This is a genomic window from Actinomadura sp. DC4 (assembly GCF_030406325.1).
Taxonomy (GTDB): Bacteria; Actinomycetota; Actinomycetes; order Streptosporangiales; family Streptosporangiaceae; genus Actinoallomurus.
The window spans coordinates 240,614-258,113 of the sequence record NZ_JAUEQY010000010.1 but is presented as its reverse complement, the minus strand read 5'-3'; the positions used below and the strand labels follow the sequence as shown (position 1 = coordinate 258,113).

Annotated in this window: 14 protein-coding genes; 6 read left to right on the top strand and 8 right to left on the bottom strand. The window is 70.2% G+C overall.

Going from position 1 to position 17,500, the window contains the following annotated elements:
- The first annotated feature begins 7 nt into the window (after positions 1-7).
- The 3 genes from QWU11_RS19215 (at position 8) to QWU11_RS19205 (ending at position 4,255) form a co-directional block, all read left to right on the top strand.
- On the top strand, positions 8-985 hold the full coding sequence (locus QWU11_RS19215) for an alpha/beta hydrolase (RefSeq protein WP_290114012.1): 978 nt from the start codon (positions 8-10) through the stop codon (positions 983-985).
- Between the two features lie 292 nt (positions 986-1,277).
- Positions 1,278-2,864, top strand: coding sequence for an FAD-dependent oxidoreductase (locus tag QWU11_RS19210; protein ID WP_290113998.1), 1,587 nt, complete (start codon positions 1,278-1,280; stop codon positions 2,862-2,864).
- A 14-nt stretch (positions 2,865-2,878) separates the two neighbouring features.
- Positions 2,879-4,255, top strand: coding sequence for an aspartate aminotransferase family protein (locus QWU11_RS19205; protein WP_290113961.1), 1,377 nt, complete (start codon positions 2,879-2,881; stop codon positions 4,253-4,255).
- Positions 4,256-4,360: 105 nt separating this feature from the next.
- Here QWU11_RS19205 and QWU11_RS19200 read toward each other — a convergent pair whose 3' ends face one another.
- From QWU11_RS19200 to QWU11_RS19190, 3 genes are all read right to left on the bottom strand, one after another.
- Positions 4,361-5,155 (bottom strand): endonuclease/exonuclease/phosphatase family protein, encoded by a 795-nt coding sequence (locus QWU11_RS19200; protein WP_290113959.1) that lies wholly within the window; start codon positions 5,153-5,155, stop codon positions 4,361-4,363.
- A gap of 82 nt (positions 5,156-5,237) precedes the next feature.
- Positions 5,238-6,461 carry a formyl-CoA transferase gene (frc, locus tag QWU11_RS19195; protein ID WP_290113955.1) on the bottom strand — a complete coding sequence of 408 codons (1,224 nt, stop codon included), beginning with the start codon at positions 6,459-6,461 and terminating at the stop codon, positions 5,238-5,240.
- Positions 6,462-6,475: 14 nt separating this feature from the next.
- Positions 6,476-8,155: a thiamine pyrophosphate-binding protein gene (locus tag QWU11_RS19190; RefSeq protein WP_290113932.1), complete on the bottom strand. Its 1,680-nt coding sequence runs from the start codon at positions 8,153-8,155 to the stop codon at positions 6,476-6,478.
- 164 nt (positions 8,156-8,319) lie between these two features.
- Here QWU11_RS19190 and QWU11_RS19185 point away from each other — a divergent pair, with 164 nt between their 5' ends.
- On the top strand, positions 8,320-9,360 hold the full coding sequence (locus QWU11_RS19185; RefSeq protein WP_290113930.1) for a ketoacyl-ACP synthase III family protein: 1,041 nt from the start codon (positions 8,320-8,322) through the stop codon (positions 9,358-9,360).
- Between the two features lie 60 nt (positions 9,361-9,420).
- Here the strand turns inward: QWU11_RS19185 and QWU11_RS19180 are convergent, their stop codons facing one another.
- The 5 genes from QWU11_RS19180 to QWU11_RS19160 are packed head-to-tail and all read right to left on the bottom strand — an operon-like array spanning position 9,421 to position 15,602.
- On the bottom strand, positions 9,421-10,389 hold the full coding sequence (locus tag QWU11_RS19180) for an NAD-dependent epimerase/dehydratase family protein (RefSeq protein WP_290113929.1): 969 nt from the start codon (positions 10,387-10,389) through the stop codon (positions 9,421-9,423).
- A 2-nt stretch (positions 10,390-10,391) separates the two neighbouring features.
- Entirely contained in the window at positions 10,392-11,744 is a 1,353-nt protein-coding gene (locus QWU11_RS19175; protein WP_290113927.1) for a nucleotide sugar dehydrogenase, read from the bottom strand.
- Positions 11,745-11,773: 29 nt separating this feature from the next.
- Positions 11,774-13,024, bottom strand: coding sequence for a class I SAM-dependent methyltransferase (locus QWU11_RS19170; protein ID WP_290113901.1), 1,251 nt, complete (start codon positions 13,022-13,024; stop codon positions 11,774-11,776).
- 27 nt (positions 13,025-13,051) lie between these two features.
- Positions 13,052-14,173, bottom strand: a complete 1,122-nt coding sequence (locus tag QWU11_RS19165) for a DegT/DnrJ/EryC1/StrS family aminotransferase (protein WP_290113895.1) — start codon at positions 14,171-14,173, stop codon at positions 13,052-13,054.
- Between the two features lie 43 nt (positions 14,174-14,216).
- Positions 14,217-15,602: an NDP-hexose 2,3-dehydratase family protein gene (locus QWU11_RS19160; protein WP_290113893.1), complete on the bottom strand. Its 1,386-nt coding sequence runs from the start codon at positions 15,600-15,602 to the stop codon at positions 14,217-14,219.
- 219 nt (positions 15,603-15,821) lie between these two features.
- On the opposite strand from QWU11_RS19160, the gene QWU11_RS19155 reads away from it, so the two are divergent.
- Both QWU11_RS19155 and QWU11_RS19150 read left to right on the top strand, forming a co-directional pair.
- Positions 15,822-16,868, top strand: coding sequence for a sigma-70 family RNA polymerase sigma factor (locus QWU11_RS19155; protein ID WP_290113891.1), 1,047 nt, complete (start codon positions 15,822-15,824; stop codon positions 16,866-16,868).
- A 62-nt stretch (positions 16,869-16,930) separates the two neighbouring features.
- Positions 16,931-17,473: a dihydrofolate reductase family protein gene (locus tag QWU11_RS19150; RefSeq protein WP_290113882.1), complete on the top strand. Its 543-nt coding sequence runs from the start codon at positions 16,931-16,933 to the stop codon at positions 17,471-17,473.
- The last annotated feature ends 27 nt before the right edge of the window (positions 17,474-17,500 follow it).

Here is a 17,500-nt window from a genome sequence, read left to right as displayed (position 1 = left end):
CGATTTCATGATGGAAAGACGCAAGGCGCTCGCCCTGGGCGCCGGGACCGCGGCGCTGGCCGCGACGGGCGCGGTCACCTCGGCCGCGCAGGCTGCCGGTCGGCGCGCGCCGTCCAACGCGGAGCTGGCCGGCTCGATCCCGGGCGGCTTCACCAGCAAGGTCGCGCAGGCGGGCGACGTACGGCTGCACTATGTGGCGGGCGGCTCGGGCGCACCGCTGTTCCTGCTGCACGGCTGGCCGCAGACCTGGTATGAGTACCGCAAGGTCATGCCTGCCCTCGCCAAGCGCTACCGCGTCATCGCCGTGGACCTGCGCGGCATCGGAGGCTCGGACAAGCCGCAGGGCGGCTACGACAAGAAGACCATGGCCGGCGACATCTTCGCCCTGGCCCGGACGCTCGGCTACTCCCAGATCAACATCGCCGGCCACGACATCGGCTCGCAGGTCGCCTTCAGCTTCGCCGTCAACCACGCCGCGGCCACCAGGAAGGTCGCGATCCTCGACGTCACGCACCCGGACGAGAGCTACTACGAACGCCGCCTTCTCGTACGGCCCGGCGTGCCCGGCATCAACCTGTGGTGGCACGCGTTCAACCAGGTACGCCTGCTGCCCGAGCAGCTCATCGCGGGCCGCGGGCAGTATCTCACCGACTGGATCTTCGACGACTTCCTGCTGAACAAGGCCGCGATCAGCAAGGGCGACCGCGCCGTCTTCGGCGCGGCCTACAACTACCCGGACGCGATCCGGGGCGGCAACGGCTGGTACCAGGCGTGGGACCAGGACATCGCGGACCTCAAGAACTATCCCAAGGTCACCGCGCCGATGCTCGGCATGGCCAACGAGATGTTCTACGACGGCGTGGCGCAGGTCCTGCCCACTCAGGGCACCGACGTGCGGCTCGTCAAGGTGCCCGGCGCCGGGCACTACTTCGTCGACGAGGTACCCGACTTCGTCGTCCAGACGCTCACCGGCTTCTTCGGCTGACCCCGGCGGACGCGGGCCACGCGTCCCCTCGATCCCGGCACCGCGCGGAACGGTACCCAGCCGCTATTTCGCGCGGTGCCGGCTTTTCTCTTTCTCCTGCCGTCACCACGATGATGGCACCGCCGTAAGGGCGGGACTTCTTCCCGGTTGCGCATTCGAGTCGAGCGCACCGGCTCTCCGGAAGACGGCAATCGTGGAGAGGCCACGGCCTCTCACCAAGCCGCAGCATGGGCGTGAGGCGAATCTGTCTCGTGCGCGCGAGAAATCAGTCCCCCGGAGAGGACAGGCGGAGATGTATGACTATGTGATCGTCGGTGCCGGCTCGGCCGGATGCGTGCTCGCGGCGCGTCTGAGCGAGGACCCCGACGTCAAGGTGTGCCTGATCGAGGCCGGTCCCGCGGACACGTCGGGCAACATCCACGTTCCCGCCGGCGCCGCCAAGCTCTTCCGTACCGAGCTCGACTGGGACTACGACAGCCACACCGAACCCTTCTGCGAAGGCCGGCGGATCTACCTCCCGCGCGGTCGTGTGCTGGGCGGCACGAGCTCGCTGAACGGCATGATCTACATCCGCGGCAACCGGCGCGACTACGACTCCTGGAGCCTGCCGGGCTGGAGCCACGACGAGCTGCTGCCCTACTTCAAGCGCGCCGAGGACAACGAGTGGGGCGCCTCGGAGTACCACGGCGCCGGCGGGCCGCTGGCCGTCTCCGACGGCCGCTCGCACAACCCGATGTCCGAGGCGTTCATCAAGGCCACGGCCGAGGCGGGGTACTCCCACAACCCCGACTTCAACGGGGAGACCCAGGACGGCTTCGGCTACTACCAGGTGACGCAGCGGGACGGGATGCGTTGCAGCAGCGCGGTCGCGTACCTCCACCCGGCGATGCGGCGGCCGAACCTCACCGTCGAGACGAACGTCCAGGTGCACAGGGTCACGCTGTCGGAGGGGCGGGCGACCGGCATCGCCGGGCGCCGCCTGGAGGAGGACGTCGAGATCCGGGCCGAACGCGAGGTCATCCTCGCCGCGGGCGCCTACAACTCGCCCCAGCTGCTGATGCTGTCGGGCATCGGCCCGGCCGAGCAGCTCGGCCCGCTGGGCATCCCGGTGATCGTCGACCAGCCCCTCGTCGGCCGGAACCTCCAGGACCACCCGCAGTTCTGGCTGGTCTACGCCCACTCACAGCCGGTCAGCCTGCTCGTCGCGGGTGAGGAGCGCTACCAGCGGCAGTACGCCGAGGAGCGCAGCGGCCCGCTCGCCTCCAACGGGCCCGAGGCCGGCGGCTTCCTGCGCTCGTCGGAGGACCTGGCCCAGCCCGACCTGCAGTTCACCAGCCTGCCGGTGATGTTCGCCGACGGCGGCCTCGGCTTCCCCACCGCGCACGCGCTGTCGTACGGCGGGTACGTCCTGCAGCCGCGCAGCCGGGGCAGCGTGACGCTCGGCTCCGACGACCCGACGGCCAAACCGCGGATCTCCCACAACTACTACGCCGACGACACCGACCTGACGACCGCGACGGCCGGTGTACGGGCCGCGCTGGACTTCGCCCGGCAGACGGCGCTCGCGCCGTACACCGAGAAGCCCTACAGCGTGCCGGCCTCTGATTCCGACGCCGACATCCGTGACTTCCTGCGGCGCAACACGCAGACCTCCTACCACGCGGCCGGTTCCTGCGCGATGGGGAAGGTGACGGACGGGGAGCTGCGCGTGCTCGGGGTCGACGGCCTGCGCGTCGTCGACGCGTCGGTGATGCCGACGCTCATCAGCGGCAACACGAACGCGCCGACCATCGCGATCGCCGAGAAGGCGGCCGACCTGATCCGCGACGTCGCCCCGCTCCCCCGGGACGCGGTGGCGGCGGCGGCTCACCACTCATGAGAGGACATGGATTCGTGACGATCTCTCCCACGACGCCGGCGACGTCACTGTCGGCCACCGAGCTGGAGGACCTGGATCGGCGGCATCTGATCCACCCGCTCCTTTCCGGCGACCGCACCGACCGGTCGGTCATCGTCCGCGGCAAGGGCTCCACCGTCTGGGACGCCCAGGGCAACGAGTTACTCGACATGACCGGGGCCGGCAACTGGCTCGCGCAGGTCGGCCACGGGCGTACCGAGCTGGCCGAGGCCATGGCCGAACAGGCCGGGCGGCTGGAGTACTTCACCAGCTTCTTCGAGTTCTCCAACGACAAGGCGATCCAGCTCGCGACCCGCGTGACCGGGCTCGCGCCGGAGGGCATGAACCGCGTGTTCTACACCTCCGGCGGCTCGGAGGGCGTGGACACCGCGATCAAGCTCGTACGGCTGTTCCACCACCGCCGCGGCGAGCCCGACCGTACGTGGATCATCGCGCGGCAGCTCGGCTACCACGGCTCCACGCTCGGCGCCGGCACCGCGACCGGCTTCGACTTCGTCCACCAGGGCATCGGCCCGGTCCTGCCGCACATCGAGAAGATCTCCCCGCCGTTCCCGTTCCACCCGGAGATGTACGGCGGCCAGGCCCCGACGGACTTCCTCGTCCAGGAGCTGGAGCAGACGATCGAGCGGATCGGCCCCGGCAAGATCGCCGCGATGATCGGTGAGCCGGTCATGGGCGGCGGCGGCGTGGTCGCGCCCCCGGCCGACTACTGGCCGCGCATCCGCGAGGTGCTCGACCGGCACGGCATCCTCCTGATCGCCGACGAGGTCGTCACCGGCTACGGCCGCACCGGGGCGTGGTTCTCCTCGACCCAACGCGGCATGGTCGCCGACGTCATCGTCACCGCCAAGGGCATCACCAGCGGCTACATGCCACTCGGCGCGGTCCTGATGCGCGACGAGATCGGCGACGCCGTGGCCGGCGGCGAGGGCTTCATGCACGGGTTCACCTACTACGGCCACCCCGTCGCGTGCTCCGTGGCGCTCACCAACCTCGACCTCATCGAGAAGGAGGGCCTGGTCCAGCGGTCGCTGCAGGTCGGCGACTGGCTCCGTACGGGCCTGGTGCCGGCGCTGGAGACGCCGACGGTGGGCGAGGTACGGGTCGAGGGCGCGACGGTCGGCATCGAGCTGGTGGCCGACAAGAACACCCGCGCGCCGCTCCCGCCGCCGTTCGCCATCGCGGCCGTCAAGGAGCTGCACGAGAGGCACGGCGTCATCGCCCGGCCGTACGGCCCGGTCATCGTGATGGCACCCCCGCTGGTGCTGGAGCAGGCCGAGGCCGTACGCGCGGCCGAGGCCACGGTCGAGGTGCTGTCCCGCCTCGGCACGGACGGGACGCTGAAGTCCTGACCGACGTCCCCTGTCCCGCTCACCGTCCTGGGCAGACCCGTCCGTTCCGCTCCGCCGGGGTTCGGTCGGGTCTGTCCAGACCGGCGTGGGGCGCTTCGCCCTCCGTCAGACGTCGAGAAGCAGCGCGCGATGGTCGGAGACCTCGGGTTCGGCGAGGATCTGGAAGCCCGCGGCCGCCGCGGGATCGGAGACGAGCAGGTAGCCGGCGTGGCGGACCCGTTTACGGTAGCGGGACGTGCGGGTGTCGGACTCCCCGACCAGGTCGACCAGCCCCACTTCCCTGAGCACGTCGAACGTCTCGCTGTCCGGCAGCAGGTTCAAGTCACCGCACACGACCGTGAGGTCCCCCTCTTCACGGCTGCGAACCACCAGTTCGGCGAGCCGCTCGGCCTGAGCGAGCCGGGCGGGGCTGTCCTGCTTGCCGGAAGGGTCACGCAACCCGTGACACTGCACCACCGTGACGCCCCGTCCACGGGCCCGGTCGAGGACCCGGACCCCCACCGCCGCCCGGGGCCGGTCCTCGATGGCCCACTCGTGATGGTCGACGAAGCTTCCGTGCACGAACGCCGTGTGGACTCCGACGACCGGCAGGTGCTCGGCGACAAGAGTGGCGAGGCCGAAGTCCTGCCGATGCGTCTCTCCCGACGCGTCGCGCACCGGGCCGGCGTCACTCGCGACGAAGACCGCCTGCTGCGCCGGCAGCAGCCCGCGCACGTCGTCGAAGAGGTTCGCCCGCTGCGGGAGCGCCCGCTCGCCGTCGTCGAAGCGGGTCCATCCCCCCGCGCCCGGGACGCGGGTCACCTCCTGCAGACAGGCGATGTCGGCGCCGACCTTACCGAGCCAGGCGGCCAGCGGATCGAACATCGCGCCACCCCAGGCGTTCACCGAAACGATGCGCACGGTGCCACATGCTACGTCCCCCGCCCGATGCCCTCGCTCCTGTCCGGCGGACGGTACGAGAAGCGAGTCCTCGGCCGCCGGCTCAGATCACGCCGTCGGCTCTCAGCGTGGTGAGGTCGTCGAGGCCGAGGTCGCCGGCGTAGATCTCCTCGTTGTGTTCGCCGAGCAGGGGTGAGCGCTCGACCGTCACCGGGGAGTCGGACAGCTTCAGCGGGCTGCCGACCGTACGGAACGGGCCCCGCTCCGGGTGGTCGACCGTGACGATCATCTCGTTGGCGGCCAGGCTCTCGTCCTCGATCAGTTCCGCGGTCGACAGGATCGGGCCGCAGGGGATGCCGCGGGCGTTGAACGCCTCCAGGACCTCCCACTTCGGATGCCGGCTCGTCCACTCCTCCATCAGCTGGAACATCTCGTCCAGCTTGGGCAGCCGCACCTCCGGCGTGCTCCAGTCCGGATCCGTGGCCAGCTCCGGGCGGCCGATGAGGCCCGCGATCGGTACCCAGCCCGGCGGTTGGACGATCACGTAGACGTAGTCGTTCGGGCCGCCCGGCGCACAACGTAGCGCCCAGCCCGGCTGGCCGCCGCCCGAGGCGTTGCCCGAGCGGGGGACCTCGTCGCCGAAGTCCGAATTCGGGTACTCCGACAGCGGGCCGTGCGCGAGGCGCTGCTGGTCGCGCAGCTTGACCCGGCACAGGTTCAGCACCGCGTGCTGCATCGCGACGCTCACCCGCTGGCCGCGCCCCGTCGTGACGCGCTGGAACAGGGCGGCGAGGATGCCGGCCACGGTGTGGATCCCGGTGCCCGAGTCGCCGATCTGCGCGCCCGTCGCGGTGGGCGGGCCGTCCTCGGAGCCCGTCGTGCTCATCGCGCCGCCCATCGCCTGGGCGATCACCTCGTACGCCTTGAAGCGGCTGTACGGGCCGTCGCCGAAGCCCTTGATCGAGGCGTAGACCAGGCGCGGGTTGAGCGACTGTAGCGTCTCCCAGCCGAAGCCCAGGCGCTCCACCGTCCCCGGGCCGAAATTCTCCACGAGCACGTCCGAGCGCTTGACCAGCTCGGCGAATATCTCCTTTCCGCGCTCGCTCTTGAGATTAAGTGTGACGCTTTTCTTGTTCGCGTTCAGCATCGTGAAATAGAGGCTGTCGACATCCGGCAGGTCGCGTAACTGCCGCCGGGTGATGTCGCCGGCCGGTGCCTCCAGTTTGATGACGTCCGCGCCGAGCCAGGCGAGCATCTGCGTACACGACGGTCCGGACTGCACGTGCGTCATGTCGAGGACCTTGACGCCGTCAAGAGCCTTTCCCATGGCCGGTTTCCTTTTCACTTGTACATGGTCTGGTTCATGGTTCCGGGTGCGTACGCGTCTGTGTCGATCCAGACGTTGACGAGCGACGGCTTTCCGGAGGCGCGGGCGCGCTCCAGGGCCGGGCGGATCTGCTCCGGCGAGCGCACCTCCTCGCCGTGGCCGCCGAGCATGCGGGCGAACTCGCTGTACGGCACGTCGCCGAGCGTGTTGCCGACCCGCTCGCGGTCCTTTCCGTACTTCCTGGCCTGGCCGTAGCGGATCTGGTTCATCGAGGAGTTGTTGCCGACGACGCCGACGAACGGCAGGTCGAAGCGCACGAGCGTCTCGAAGTCCCACCCCGTGAGGCTGAACGCCCCGTCGCCGAAGAGGGCCAGCACCTCTTTGTCGGGCCGTGCCTGCTTGGCGGCCATGACGAACGGGACGCCGACGCCGAGTGTGCCGAGCGGGCCCGGGTCCATCCAGTGGCCGGGCGAGCGCGGCTGGACGACCTGGCCGGAGAAGGTGACGATGTCGCCGCCGTCGCCGACGTAGATCGTGTCCTCGGTCAGGAAGTCGTTGATCTCGCTGACCAGTCGGTACGGGTGGATCGGCGTCCGGTCCGAGCGCAGCAGCGGCAGCCGCTTCTCCCGCGCCCGCGTCTCCTCGGCGCGGAGCTCATCCAGCCAGGCCTTACGGCGGGCGGCGCCGTTGTCCGTACGGCCCGAGGCGGCCTGCGTGACGGCCGACAGGACCAGCCCGGCGTCGCCGACGATGCCGAGGTCGACGTCGCGGTTCTTGCCGACCGTGCGGTAGTCGAGGTCGATCTGGACGACCGTGGCGTCGGGGGAGAGCCGGCGGCCGTACCCCATGCGGAAGTCGAAGGGCGTTCCGACGATCACGATGAGGTCCGCGCTCGCGAACGCGTGCCGCCGCGAGAGCTGGAAGTGGTGCGGGTCGCCGGGCGGCAGTGTGCCGCGCCCGGCGCCGTTCATGTACGCGGGGACGTTCAGCGCCGCGACGAGCTCGCGGGCCGCGTCGGTCGCGCGGCAGGTCCACACCTGGCCGCCGAGCAGGACGCAGGGCCGCGAGGCGTGGACCAGCAGGTCGGCGAGCCGTTCGACATCGGACGGGTCGCCCGCCGTACGGGTCGAGGCGCGGTAGCGCTGGGGCACGCGGGCCGACTCGACCGGCACCTTGGCGTCGAGCACGTCGCGGGGGATCTCCAGGAACGACGGGCCGGGCGCGCCGTGGTAGCACTCGCGGAAGGCCATCGACACCAGGTCCGCCACCCGTGAGGTGGCCGGGACGGAGGCGGCGAACTTCGTGATCGGCGTCATCAGGTCGACGTGCGGCAGGTCCTGCAGCGACCCCATCTTGTGCTGGCCGAGCGCGCCCTGCCCGCCGATCAGCAGCATCGGGCTCTCCGCCCGCAGCGCGTTGGCCACGCCGGTGACCGCGTCGGTGGTGCCCGGGCCCGCGGTCACGACCGCGCAGCCGGGGCGCCCGGTCACGCGAGCGTGACCGTCGGCCGCGTGCGCGGCGACCTGCTCGTGCCGTACGTCGATGACCTTGATCCCCTCGTCGACGCACCCGTCGTAGATGTCGATGATGTGGCCGCCGCACAGCGTGTAGATCACGTCGACGCCCTCGGCCTTGAGCGCCTTGGCGACGAGGTGACCGCCGGAGATGAGTTCGCCCTGCGGGCCGGTCTCCATATGACAACCCCAATTGAATGGCGCGAACAAATTGGTCGTGAACGCTCTCATAATAGCTTCGCGACACAGAATGGAACGCGCAATATAAGAGATGCGGTAATTGGCGGGCCTCCCCATCATGGATATGTTCACCGTCAAGCCGTTCTGCCTGTGGGAGGTCCAGAATGCGGTTCAGCGACATGTATGTCGCGGGCGTGGCCAGTTGGCTGCCGCCACGGGAGCCGATCGGCGAGAGCCGGGGGTATGACCCGGAGGAGCAGGCCGCCAGCGCCTACGAGTCGGCCGCGGTGGCGGGCGAGGAGGACGCGCCGCCGCTGATGGCGACGCGCGCCGGGAGCCTCGCGATGGCGCGTTCGGGCGTGGCCCCGAATGACGTGGCGCTGCTGCTCCACGCCTCGATGTGGTTCCAGGGCCTGGACTTCTGGTCCTCGGCGCCGTACATCCACCGCGCGCTGCTCGGCGGCGACAACCACCACGCCCTGGCGATCGACGTCAGCCAGATGTGCTCCGGATCGGTCGGCGGCCTGGAGGTCGCGGCGAGCTACCTCGCCGCCGACCCCGCGCGCCGCGCCGCGCTGATGACGGTCGCGGACCGCTTCCACCCGCCGGGCTTCGACCGCTGGCACAGCGAGGGCGCCTCGATCGTGTACGGCGACGGCGCCGGCGCGATCGTGCTGTCGAAGGACCAGGGCTTCGGCCGGCTGCTCGCCGTCCGCACCGTCGTGGACACCTCCCTGGAGCCGATGAACCGGGGAGAGGACCCGTTCAACCTGGTCAGCCCCACCGGCGGCACGGCCGTCGACAACCAGGCGCGGCGCATGGCCTACCTCGGCGACGTCGGCAACGACTACGTGATCGAGCGCACCAGCATCGGCCTGGCCGACGCGGTCAACGGCGTGCTGGAGGAGGCCGGGCTGGACAAGGACGAGGTCAGCAAGTTCATCTTCCCCAACGTCGGCCGCGGCCTGCTGCAGGCGGCGTACCTCAAGCCGCTGGGGCTCGACGTGGACGCGACCGCGTGGGAGCTGGGCCGTACGACCGGCCACGTCGGCACGGCGGACCAGCTCACCGGGCTGAACTTCCTGATCGAGCACGGCAAGGTCGCGCCGGGCGACCGCGTGATGCTGCTGGGCATCGGCTACGGCTTCTTCTGGTCGTGCGCGATCGTCGAGTGCACCGACGTGCCGCAGTGGCAGGCCGCCTGAGCCCACGACGGAGACCGGCCGCCGCGGGGTACGCACCGCGGCGGCCGGTCTCGTGCGGCGTCACCCGGCGGTGGCCGCCAGCCACGCCGGGTCCTGCCGCGCCCACTCGATGGTCCGCCGCAGGCCCTCGCGCAGCGACGTGCCGCAGGTCACGCCGAGCACGTCGCGGGCCTTGCGCACGTCCGGCACGCGCCGCCCGATGTCCTGGTAGCGGCTGCCGAGCCGGCTGGCCGTGTCGAACGGCGCGTCCGGCACGGAGACGCCCGTGAGCTCGCAGATGGTCTGGATCACCTCGGCGACCGTGGTCTCCCGGTCACTGCCGATGTTGAAGCACTCGCCCTCGGCCTTCGGGGAGTTCGCGGCCGTGACCGTGCCGCGGATCGCGTCGTCGACGTAGGTGAAGCACCGCGTCTGGCTCCCGCCGTCGTACAGCTCGGGCGAGATGCCGCGCAGCGCCCGGTGCACGCTCCGGCTCACGACGTACGCGGCGCGCTGACGAGGGCCGTAGACGTTGAAGTAACGCAGGATCGTGGCGTTCACCCCGTACTGCCGGATGTAGCCGAAGGTGAGATGGTCGGCCAGCGCCTTGCTCGTGGAGTAGGACCAGCGGTCCACCGAGGTGCTGCCGAGGACACGGTCGGCGTCCTCGTGCCAGGGCGGGTCGGGGTTCTTGCCGTACACCTCGCTGGTGCTGGCGACGATCACCCGGTTGCCGTTCTCCCGCGCCTGGCGGAGCACGTTGAGCGTGCCGAGCAGGTTGATCTCCACGACATCGGCGGGCCGGCTGAGGTACTGGTCCACGCCGACGACCGCGGACAGGTGGTAGATGACGTCGTCGCGCCCGTCCACCGCCCTGGCCAGGGCGTTCTCGTCTCTGATGTCGCCCTGGACGTAGCGGACCGAGCCCGGCGCGCCCGGGGGCGGCGGCGCCGCGTCGAAGACCGTCACCTCCTGCCCTGTGCTCGCCAGGTGTTCGACGAGATGTCCGCCGAGAAAGCCGCAGCCGCCGGTCACGAGTACGCGTGTCATCGTCAGCGTCCAATGCCTCGGTAGGTGAAGCCGGTCTCCTGGAGCGACCTGATCGTCTCCTTGGAGTAGTAGGCGCGGCCGTCGACGATCAGGCACGGCATCGACACCCGCCGCGCGAGGTCGGTGAAGTCGAGCCCCTCGAAGGCCTCGTGGCCGGCCAGGACCGCGACGCAGTCACAGTCGCGGACCGCGTCCTCCAGGCTCGGCGACGGCTTCACCCCGAACTCCGCCTCCGCCTCGTTCGCCGCGATCAGCGGGTCGTAGATCGAGATCTGGGCACCGTCGGCCCGCAGCGCCTCGACCACCGGCCGTACGGGCGTGTGGCGCAGGTCGTTGGTGTTGTTCTTGTACGCGAGCCCGAGCACGGCCACCTTCGCCGTCGCCGGGTCCTTTCCCAGGTCGGCCAGGCCGGCGCGGATCAGGCCGTGGGTGTAGGCGGGCATCGTGTCGTTCACCTGGCGCGCGGTCTCCACGAGACGCATGCGCACGCCGTGCTCCTGGGCGAGGTTCCACAGGATCCACGGATCCTTCGTCAGGCAGGAGCCGCCGACCCCGACGCTGGGCAGCAGGATGTTGACGTGGCTGTCGCCCTTCGGCAGCGAGTTCGCGCCGGAGATCACGTCGAGCACGTCCACGCCGAGCGCCCCGCACAGCGCGGCGAGCTCGTTGCCCAGCGCGATGTTGGCGTCGATCCAGGAGTTGTCGGCGAGCTTGATCAGCTCGGCGACCTCGGGCCGCGCGAAGACGTCCACGTCGACGCCCAGCGCGCCGGTCCAGAACCTGCGGGCCGCGTCGGCGCTCTCGTCGTCACAGCCGCCGACCACGATCGGCAGGGCGCGGAACTGGCTGATCGCCGCACCCTCGGCGAGACGCTCGGGGCAGAAGGCCAGCCCGAAGTCGCGGCCCTGCCGGAGTCCGCCCCTCTCCAGGAGCTCCCGGACGAGTCCGTTCGTGGCCCCCGGCGCGACCGTGCTCTTGAGGATGATCAGCTGACCCTGCCGGAGCAGCGGGGCCAGCGAGTCGCAGACCGACTCCAGGTAGCGCGTCACGAGCGACCGGTTCGCGTCCACGGGCGTGCCGACCGTGATGATGATGACGTCGGCCTGCCGCGTCGCCTCGTACCGGGTGGTGAGCTCGAGTCGCCCGTCCCGGCGCGCGTCGCGCAGCATCTCCGCGAGCCCCGGCTCGTTGAACCGGCAGTAGTCGGTCTGCATCTCCTGGATCAGGCGCTCGTCGGTGTCGATTCCGGTCACGCTCAGCCCGCAGTCGGTCAGCACCGCGGCCACCGTCGATCCCACGTAGCCGAAGCCCACGACGGCAACGCTCGGTTTTCCGCCGTCCAATAAGAATTTCATGCAGGTTCCCTCTGTGGTGGTTTTCTGACTCAGACCACGCGGACTTTCGGCACGTAGAGGATCCAGCGCCCGCCGGACCGGCGGAAGTCCTGCTCCTTCGCCATGATCTCCTCGGCGTGGTTCCAGGCGAACAGCAGCGCGTAATCCGGGTACGGGTCGGAGAACGCCGAGGCGGGACGTACGGGGATGTGCGCGCCCGGCGAGAGCCGGTCCTGTTTGGCCGGCGTCGTGTCGCAGACGAAGGAGACCAGGTCGGGGCCGATGCCGCAGAAGTTCGTCACGGTGGCGCTCTTGGCCGTCGCGCCGTAGGCGACGACCGTACGGCCCTCGTCCTTCAGCCGGCGCAGCAGCGTGACCAGGGTGTCCTTGATCTCGACGACCTTCGCGGCGAAGCCCTTCAGCGTCGCCGGGTCGGTGAGACCGCGCTCGTCCTCCTCGGCGAGCAGCGCCGCCACGTCCGCGGTGGGCTCGCGTTCGCCGGCCCGCGCGAGCGTGTACCGGATCTCGCCCCCGTGCACCTCCAGCCGCCTGACGTCGACCAGCGCGAACCCGTGCCGCCGCGCCATCTCCGCCACCGAGTGTGCGGAGAACAGGAAGCAGTGCTCGTCGTAGATCTGGTCGAAGGAGGTCTTGGAGACGATCTCACCGAGGTACGGGTCCTCGAACACGAAGACGCCACCGGGCCCGAGCAGCGCGTCCACCCCCTTGAGGATGGAGCCCATGTACGGGATGTGGCAGATCGTGTTGGCCGCGAAGATGACGTCGGCCGGGCCGTCGGCCGCGCGGACGGCCACGGCGGTGGCCTCCTCGAAGAAGTCCCCCGTCACCCGTACGCCCTTGCCCCGCGCCACCTCGGCGACCTTGCCGGAGGGCTCGAAGCCGAGGTGCCGTACGCCCGCGTCGTGGACGGTCTTGAGCAGGACCCCGTCGTTGCAGCCGATCTCGACGATGAAGGGGTCGTCCCCGGTGGCCTCGGTCTCCAGGAACTCCCGTGCGGTCTGCTCGAAGTGCTTGCGCATCACCGAGGAGCCGGAGGAGTAGTACGGGTAGTCGTCGTGGAACATCCGCTCCCTCGGCGGCACCTCGCCGAGCTGCACCATCGTGCACGACTCACAGAATCCGACGGAGAGCCGGAAGAAGAACTCATCACCGAGGTTCTCGGCGGTCAGGAAGTTGTCGGACAGCGGGTTCCGGCCGAGGTCCAGGAACTCGTGTACGGCGCCGCCGCACACCCGGCACCGGCCCTTTTCCTCCTGCGCGGGGCCAACTCGATCAGTCACAGCGATTCTCCTAGTCGGGACGGCCGGTCAGAGGGACGTCACTACCTTGCGTACGGAGCTGATGACGTGGTCCTGCAGCTCCCGCGGCAGCGAGGGGTACATCGGCAGCGAGAAGATCTCGTCGGCGAGCCGCTCGGTGACGGGCAGCGTGCCCTTCCCGAGCCCCAGGTGCTGGAAGCCGGTCATCGTGTGCACCGGCCACGGGTAGCTGATGTTCAGGTGGATGTCGAAGTCCTTGAGCCGCTCGAGGATCGCGTCCCGCTGCGGGTGGCGGACGACGTAGATGTAGTACACGTGCTCGTTGCCCGGGGCGGTGCGCGGCAGGAGGAGGCCGTGGGAGCCGGCCAGGTCGCCGAGGCCGTCCACGTAGTGCTCGGCCACCGCGCGGCGGCCGGCGATGTACTCGTCGAGCCGGCCCAGCTTACGGCGCAGGATCTCGGCGTGTAACTCGTCGAGCCGGGCGTTGTGCCCGGGGGTCCGCACGACGTAGTAGACCTTCTCCATGCCGTAGTAGTGCAGCCGCTGGAGGTTCTCCTGCGTCGTCTCGTCGCGGGTGATGACCGCGCCGGCGTCGCCGTACGCTCCGAGCACCTTCGTGGGATAGAAGGAGAAGGCGCCCGCGTCGGCCATGGTCCCGGCCAGTTCGCCGTGGTGGCGCGCGCCGTGCGCCTGGGCGCAGTCCTCCATGACGACCAGGCCGTGCTCGGCGGCGAGGCGCTTGATCGGCGCCATGTCGACGCACTGGCCGAACAGGTGCACCGGGACGATGGCCTTGGTGCGCCCGGTGATCGCGGCCGCCACCTGGCCGGTGTCCATCAGGAAGTCTTCCTCGCGGACGTCCACGAACACCGGCGTCGCGCCGCAGCCGTCGATGGCGAGCACGGTCGGCGCCGCGGTGTTCGAGACGGTGATCACTTCGTCGCCGGGGCCGACCCCGAGGGCCTGGAGGGCGAGCTTCACCGCGTTGGTGCCGTTGTCGACGCCGGTGCAGTGGGGCAGCCCGTGATAGGCCGCGAACTCCTCCTCGAAACCGCGCACGCTCTTGCCGAGAATGAGCTGCCCGGACTCCATGACCGTCTCGACCGCGTCGAGGATGTCGGCGCGTTCCTTTTCGTACTCTGGCAGATAGTCCCATACGCGAGTAGGCACGTACGACCTCCAATGCGGCACCAAGTGAATGTGGCGTTTCAGGTCAGAAGTCCACGGCCCCGGTGGTGAAGGCCGCGAGCAGGCTGCGGGCCTGGACGTTGACGTAGTGGCCGTGCCGGACGAGCGAGGACAGCTGGCCGGGCGTGACCCACTGGTAGTCCGGGGGCGGCGGCGAGGGCACCTCGGTCTCGTCGATCTCGACGATCCGGTAGCGGCTCTCCGCGTTGAGGAGCCGCCCGCCCTCCTCCGCGAGCACCGCGTCGTAGCGGATACGCGACGGCGGCGCGTCGCGCACCAGGTCGGCGAAGAGCGGGCGGGAGGTGTCGGGCAGGCCGGCGTACTCCTCCGGCGTGTACTGCACGGTCGGCCCGAACTCCACGGTGTCCAGGAAGCCCGCCTCCGGGCGGGCGTGCGCCAGCAGGTGCGGGACCCCCTCGAACCGGCACGCGACGAACGCGCTGACGCCGAGCCCGATCGGCTCGCAGAGCGGCTGCGACCAGTGGGTGACCTCGCGGTTTCCGGCCTCCACCTCCACCGCAGCGATGCGGAAGTAGCGCTCGTCGGCGTGCTCGATCGACCATTCGCCGCGCGCCCAGTCCGAGACCTTGGCCAGCGGGATGCGGGTGGCGCGGACGTGCCGCCGGGACCGTACGCCGGTGAACCAGGACAGCAGGTCCGTGTCCGAGTGGAGCGCGTGCGCCCACGGGCTCGCCATCGGGACGCAGGAGAAGATGGACCGGCTGTCCATGTTCATGACGTTGTCGCGCCGCAGGAACGCGCCGATCTGGCCGGCCGTGAGCCAGCAGAACTGGTCCCGCAGCGGCACGTCCCCGGTGACCTCGACGATCATGTTGCGGTTGGCCTTGTGGTGGAACCGGGAACCCACCTCGGACTGCAGCACGTCGACGAGGATCCGGCCGCGGCCGGGCTCGATGAAATAGTCGATGTAGTTGACGTCGGCGCCTTTGTGCACCCGGGTGTAATTGCTGGGCGTGGCCTGTACGGTCGGCGATATCTGGATCAGACCCGGATTTCCGGGCTCCATTTTCGCCTGCATGAGGAAATGCAGCACGCCGTCGAACTCCTTGGCCACGACGCCGAGGATGGCGACCTCCGGCTGCACCATGATCGGCTGCTGCCAGGCGCGCGGCCGCGGCCCGTCGGCGACGACGTCCAGGCCCTCGACGGTGAAGAACCGGCCGCTGCGGTGGGCGAGGTTGCCCGTCTCGGAGTCGAACGACCAGCCGTCGAGCTCGGCGAACGGGATGCGGTCCACCCGGAACCGCGCCGCGCGGCCCTGCTCGGCGAGCCAGCCGGCGAAGTCCTCGGTGAGCGTGCCGGCGCCCTCGTCGACCGCGGCGGCCGAGGCGGAGACCCGCCCGGGTAACGCGCCGTCGTGGCGGGGCTTCAGCAGCGTGTGGACCGTCATCGGACCGCCTTTCCTTCTCGGCCGCAGCAGTACGGCGTGGGGGGAATGTCATGGGGATTCGGACATATCCCACGAGCAGATCGTCACATCCGCCGCCGTACGAGGCATCCGCTGAAATGCGTTACCGGACCGGGGCGGTCACGGCGCTGCCCAGGCGACCCGGTCTGTCGTAGCATTCCTGGCAGGACCTGATGGTCGATGCGCAAGCGGAGGCGGCTCTTGAGCGCGGTTGATGATGTCCTCGTAGCCGCGGCCCGAGCGGGCGACGAGTCCGCGTTCGCGGAGCTCGTCGAGCATCACCGCGCAGAGTTGCGGGTGCACTGCTACCGGATGCTCGGCTCGTTCGACGAGTCGGAGGACCTGGTGCAGGAGACGTTCCTGCGCGCCTGGAAGAACATCGCGGGCTTCGAGGGCCGCTCCACGCTGCGCGCCTGGCTCTACCGCATCGCGACCAACGCCTGCCTCGACGCCCTCGACGGCCGGGCGCACCGCGTCCTCCCGCACAGCGTCGCGCCACCGGCCGACTCGACCACCGCGCGGCCGCCCCGCGGAGACGTCGCATGGCTGCAGCCGTTCCCCGACCGCCTCTGGGAGCCGGCCGAGTCGGCCGAGGCCGAGCCGGACGCCGTGGTGGTGGCACGGGAGACGATCGAGCTGGCGTTCCTGGCCGCGATCCAGCACCTGCCGCCGCGCCAGCGGGCCGTGCTGATCCTGCGCGACGTGCTCGGCTGGCCGGCGAAGCAGACCGCCGAGCTGCTGGAGGGCAGCGTCGCCTCGGTGAACAGCGCGTCGCAGCGGGCACGGGCGACGCTGCGCGAGCACCTGCCCGAACGCCGCATGGAGTGGGCGCCGGCGGAGGAGCCGACCGAGCAGGAGCGCGCGGTGCTGCGGCGCTACATGGCCGCGGTCGAGCGCGCCGACCTCACCGCCGTGGCCGGCCTCCTGGCCGAGGAGGTCCGCTCGATGATGCCGCCCTTCCCGGTGTGGTTCCAGGGCCGCGACGCGGTCGTCGCGGCGCTCGCCGAGAGCTGGAACCCCCGCTCGCCGGACTACGTCGGCGAGTTCCGCATGGTGGAGACCGGCGCCAACCGGCAGCCCTCGGTGGCGACCTACGTACGCCGTCCCGGCGAGTCCGCCTACCGCGCCTTCGCGATCTCGGTGATGCGCATCGAGGGCGAGCACATCGTGGACGCCACCGCCTTCCACGAGCCGGAGCTGTTCCCCGCGTTCGACCTGCCCCTGACGTTGCCATCCGCCCACCGATGAGTTTTGCCGCGGCTCGCCGTCTCAACAGGAGGCAGCCGAACGACTCGCAACGGAGGTAGGCCATGGCCAAGCTGCAATATCAGTGCACCATGTCGCTGGACGGCTTCATCGCCGGCCCAGACGGAGATATGTCCTGGCTGGCGGACCACCTGGGCCCCAACCCGACGGTGGACGAGATCATGGAGCAGACCGGCGCGCTGCTCGTCGGCAACAACACCTTCGGTGGTGACGACCCGTACAAGGGCACCGAGCACCAGGGTGAGCCGTACGGCGGTGGCTGGGACGGCCCGCAGTTCGTGGTGACCCACCACGTCCCGGCCGACCAGGGGCCGGGCGTCACGTTCCTCGACGACCTCGGCGCGGCGATCAGCGCGGCCAAGGCCGCCGTGGGCGACAAGTACGTCGGCGTCCTCGGCGCGTCCATCGCGCGGCAGTGCCTCGAGGCGGGCGAGCTCGACGAGATCTTCGTGTCCGTCGCGCCGGTTCTGCTCGGCGACGGCATCCGGCTGTTCGACCACCCGGGCGGCCGCAACGTGCGATTGGAGACGATGCGGGTCGCCGAGGTGCCCAGCGCGACGAACATCCAGCTCCGCGTCGTGCGATGAGCCCTTCGTGGGCCTCGGACACGGGGG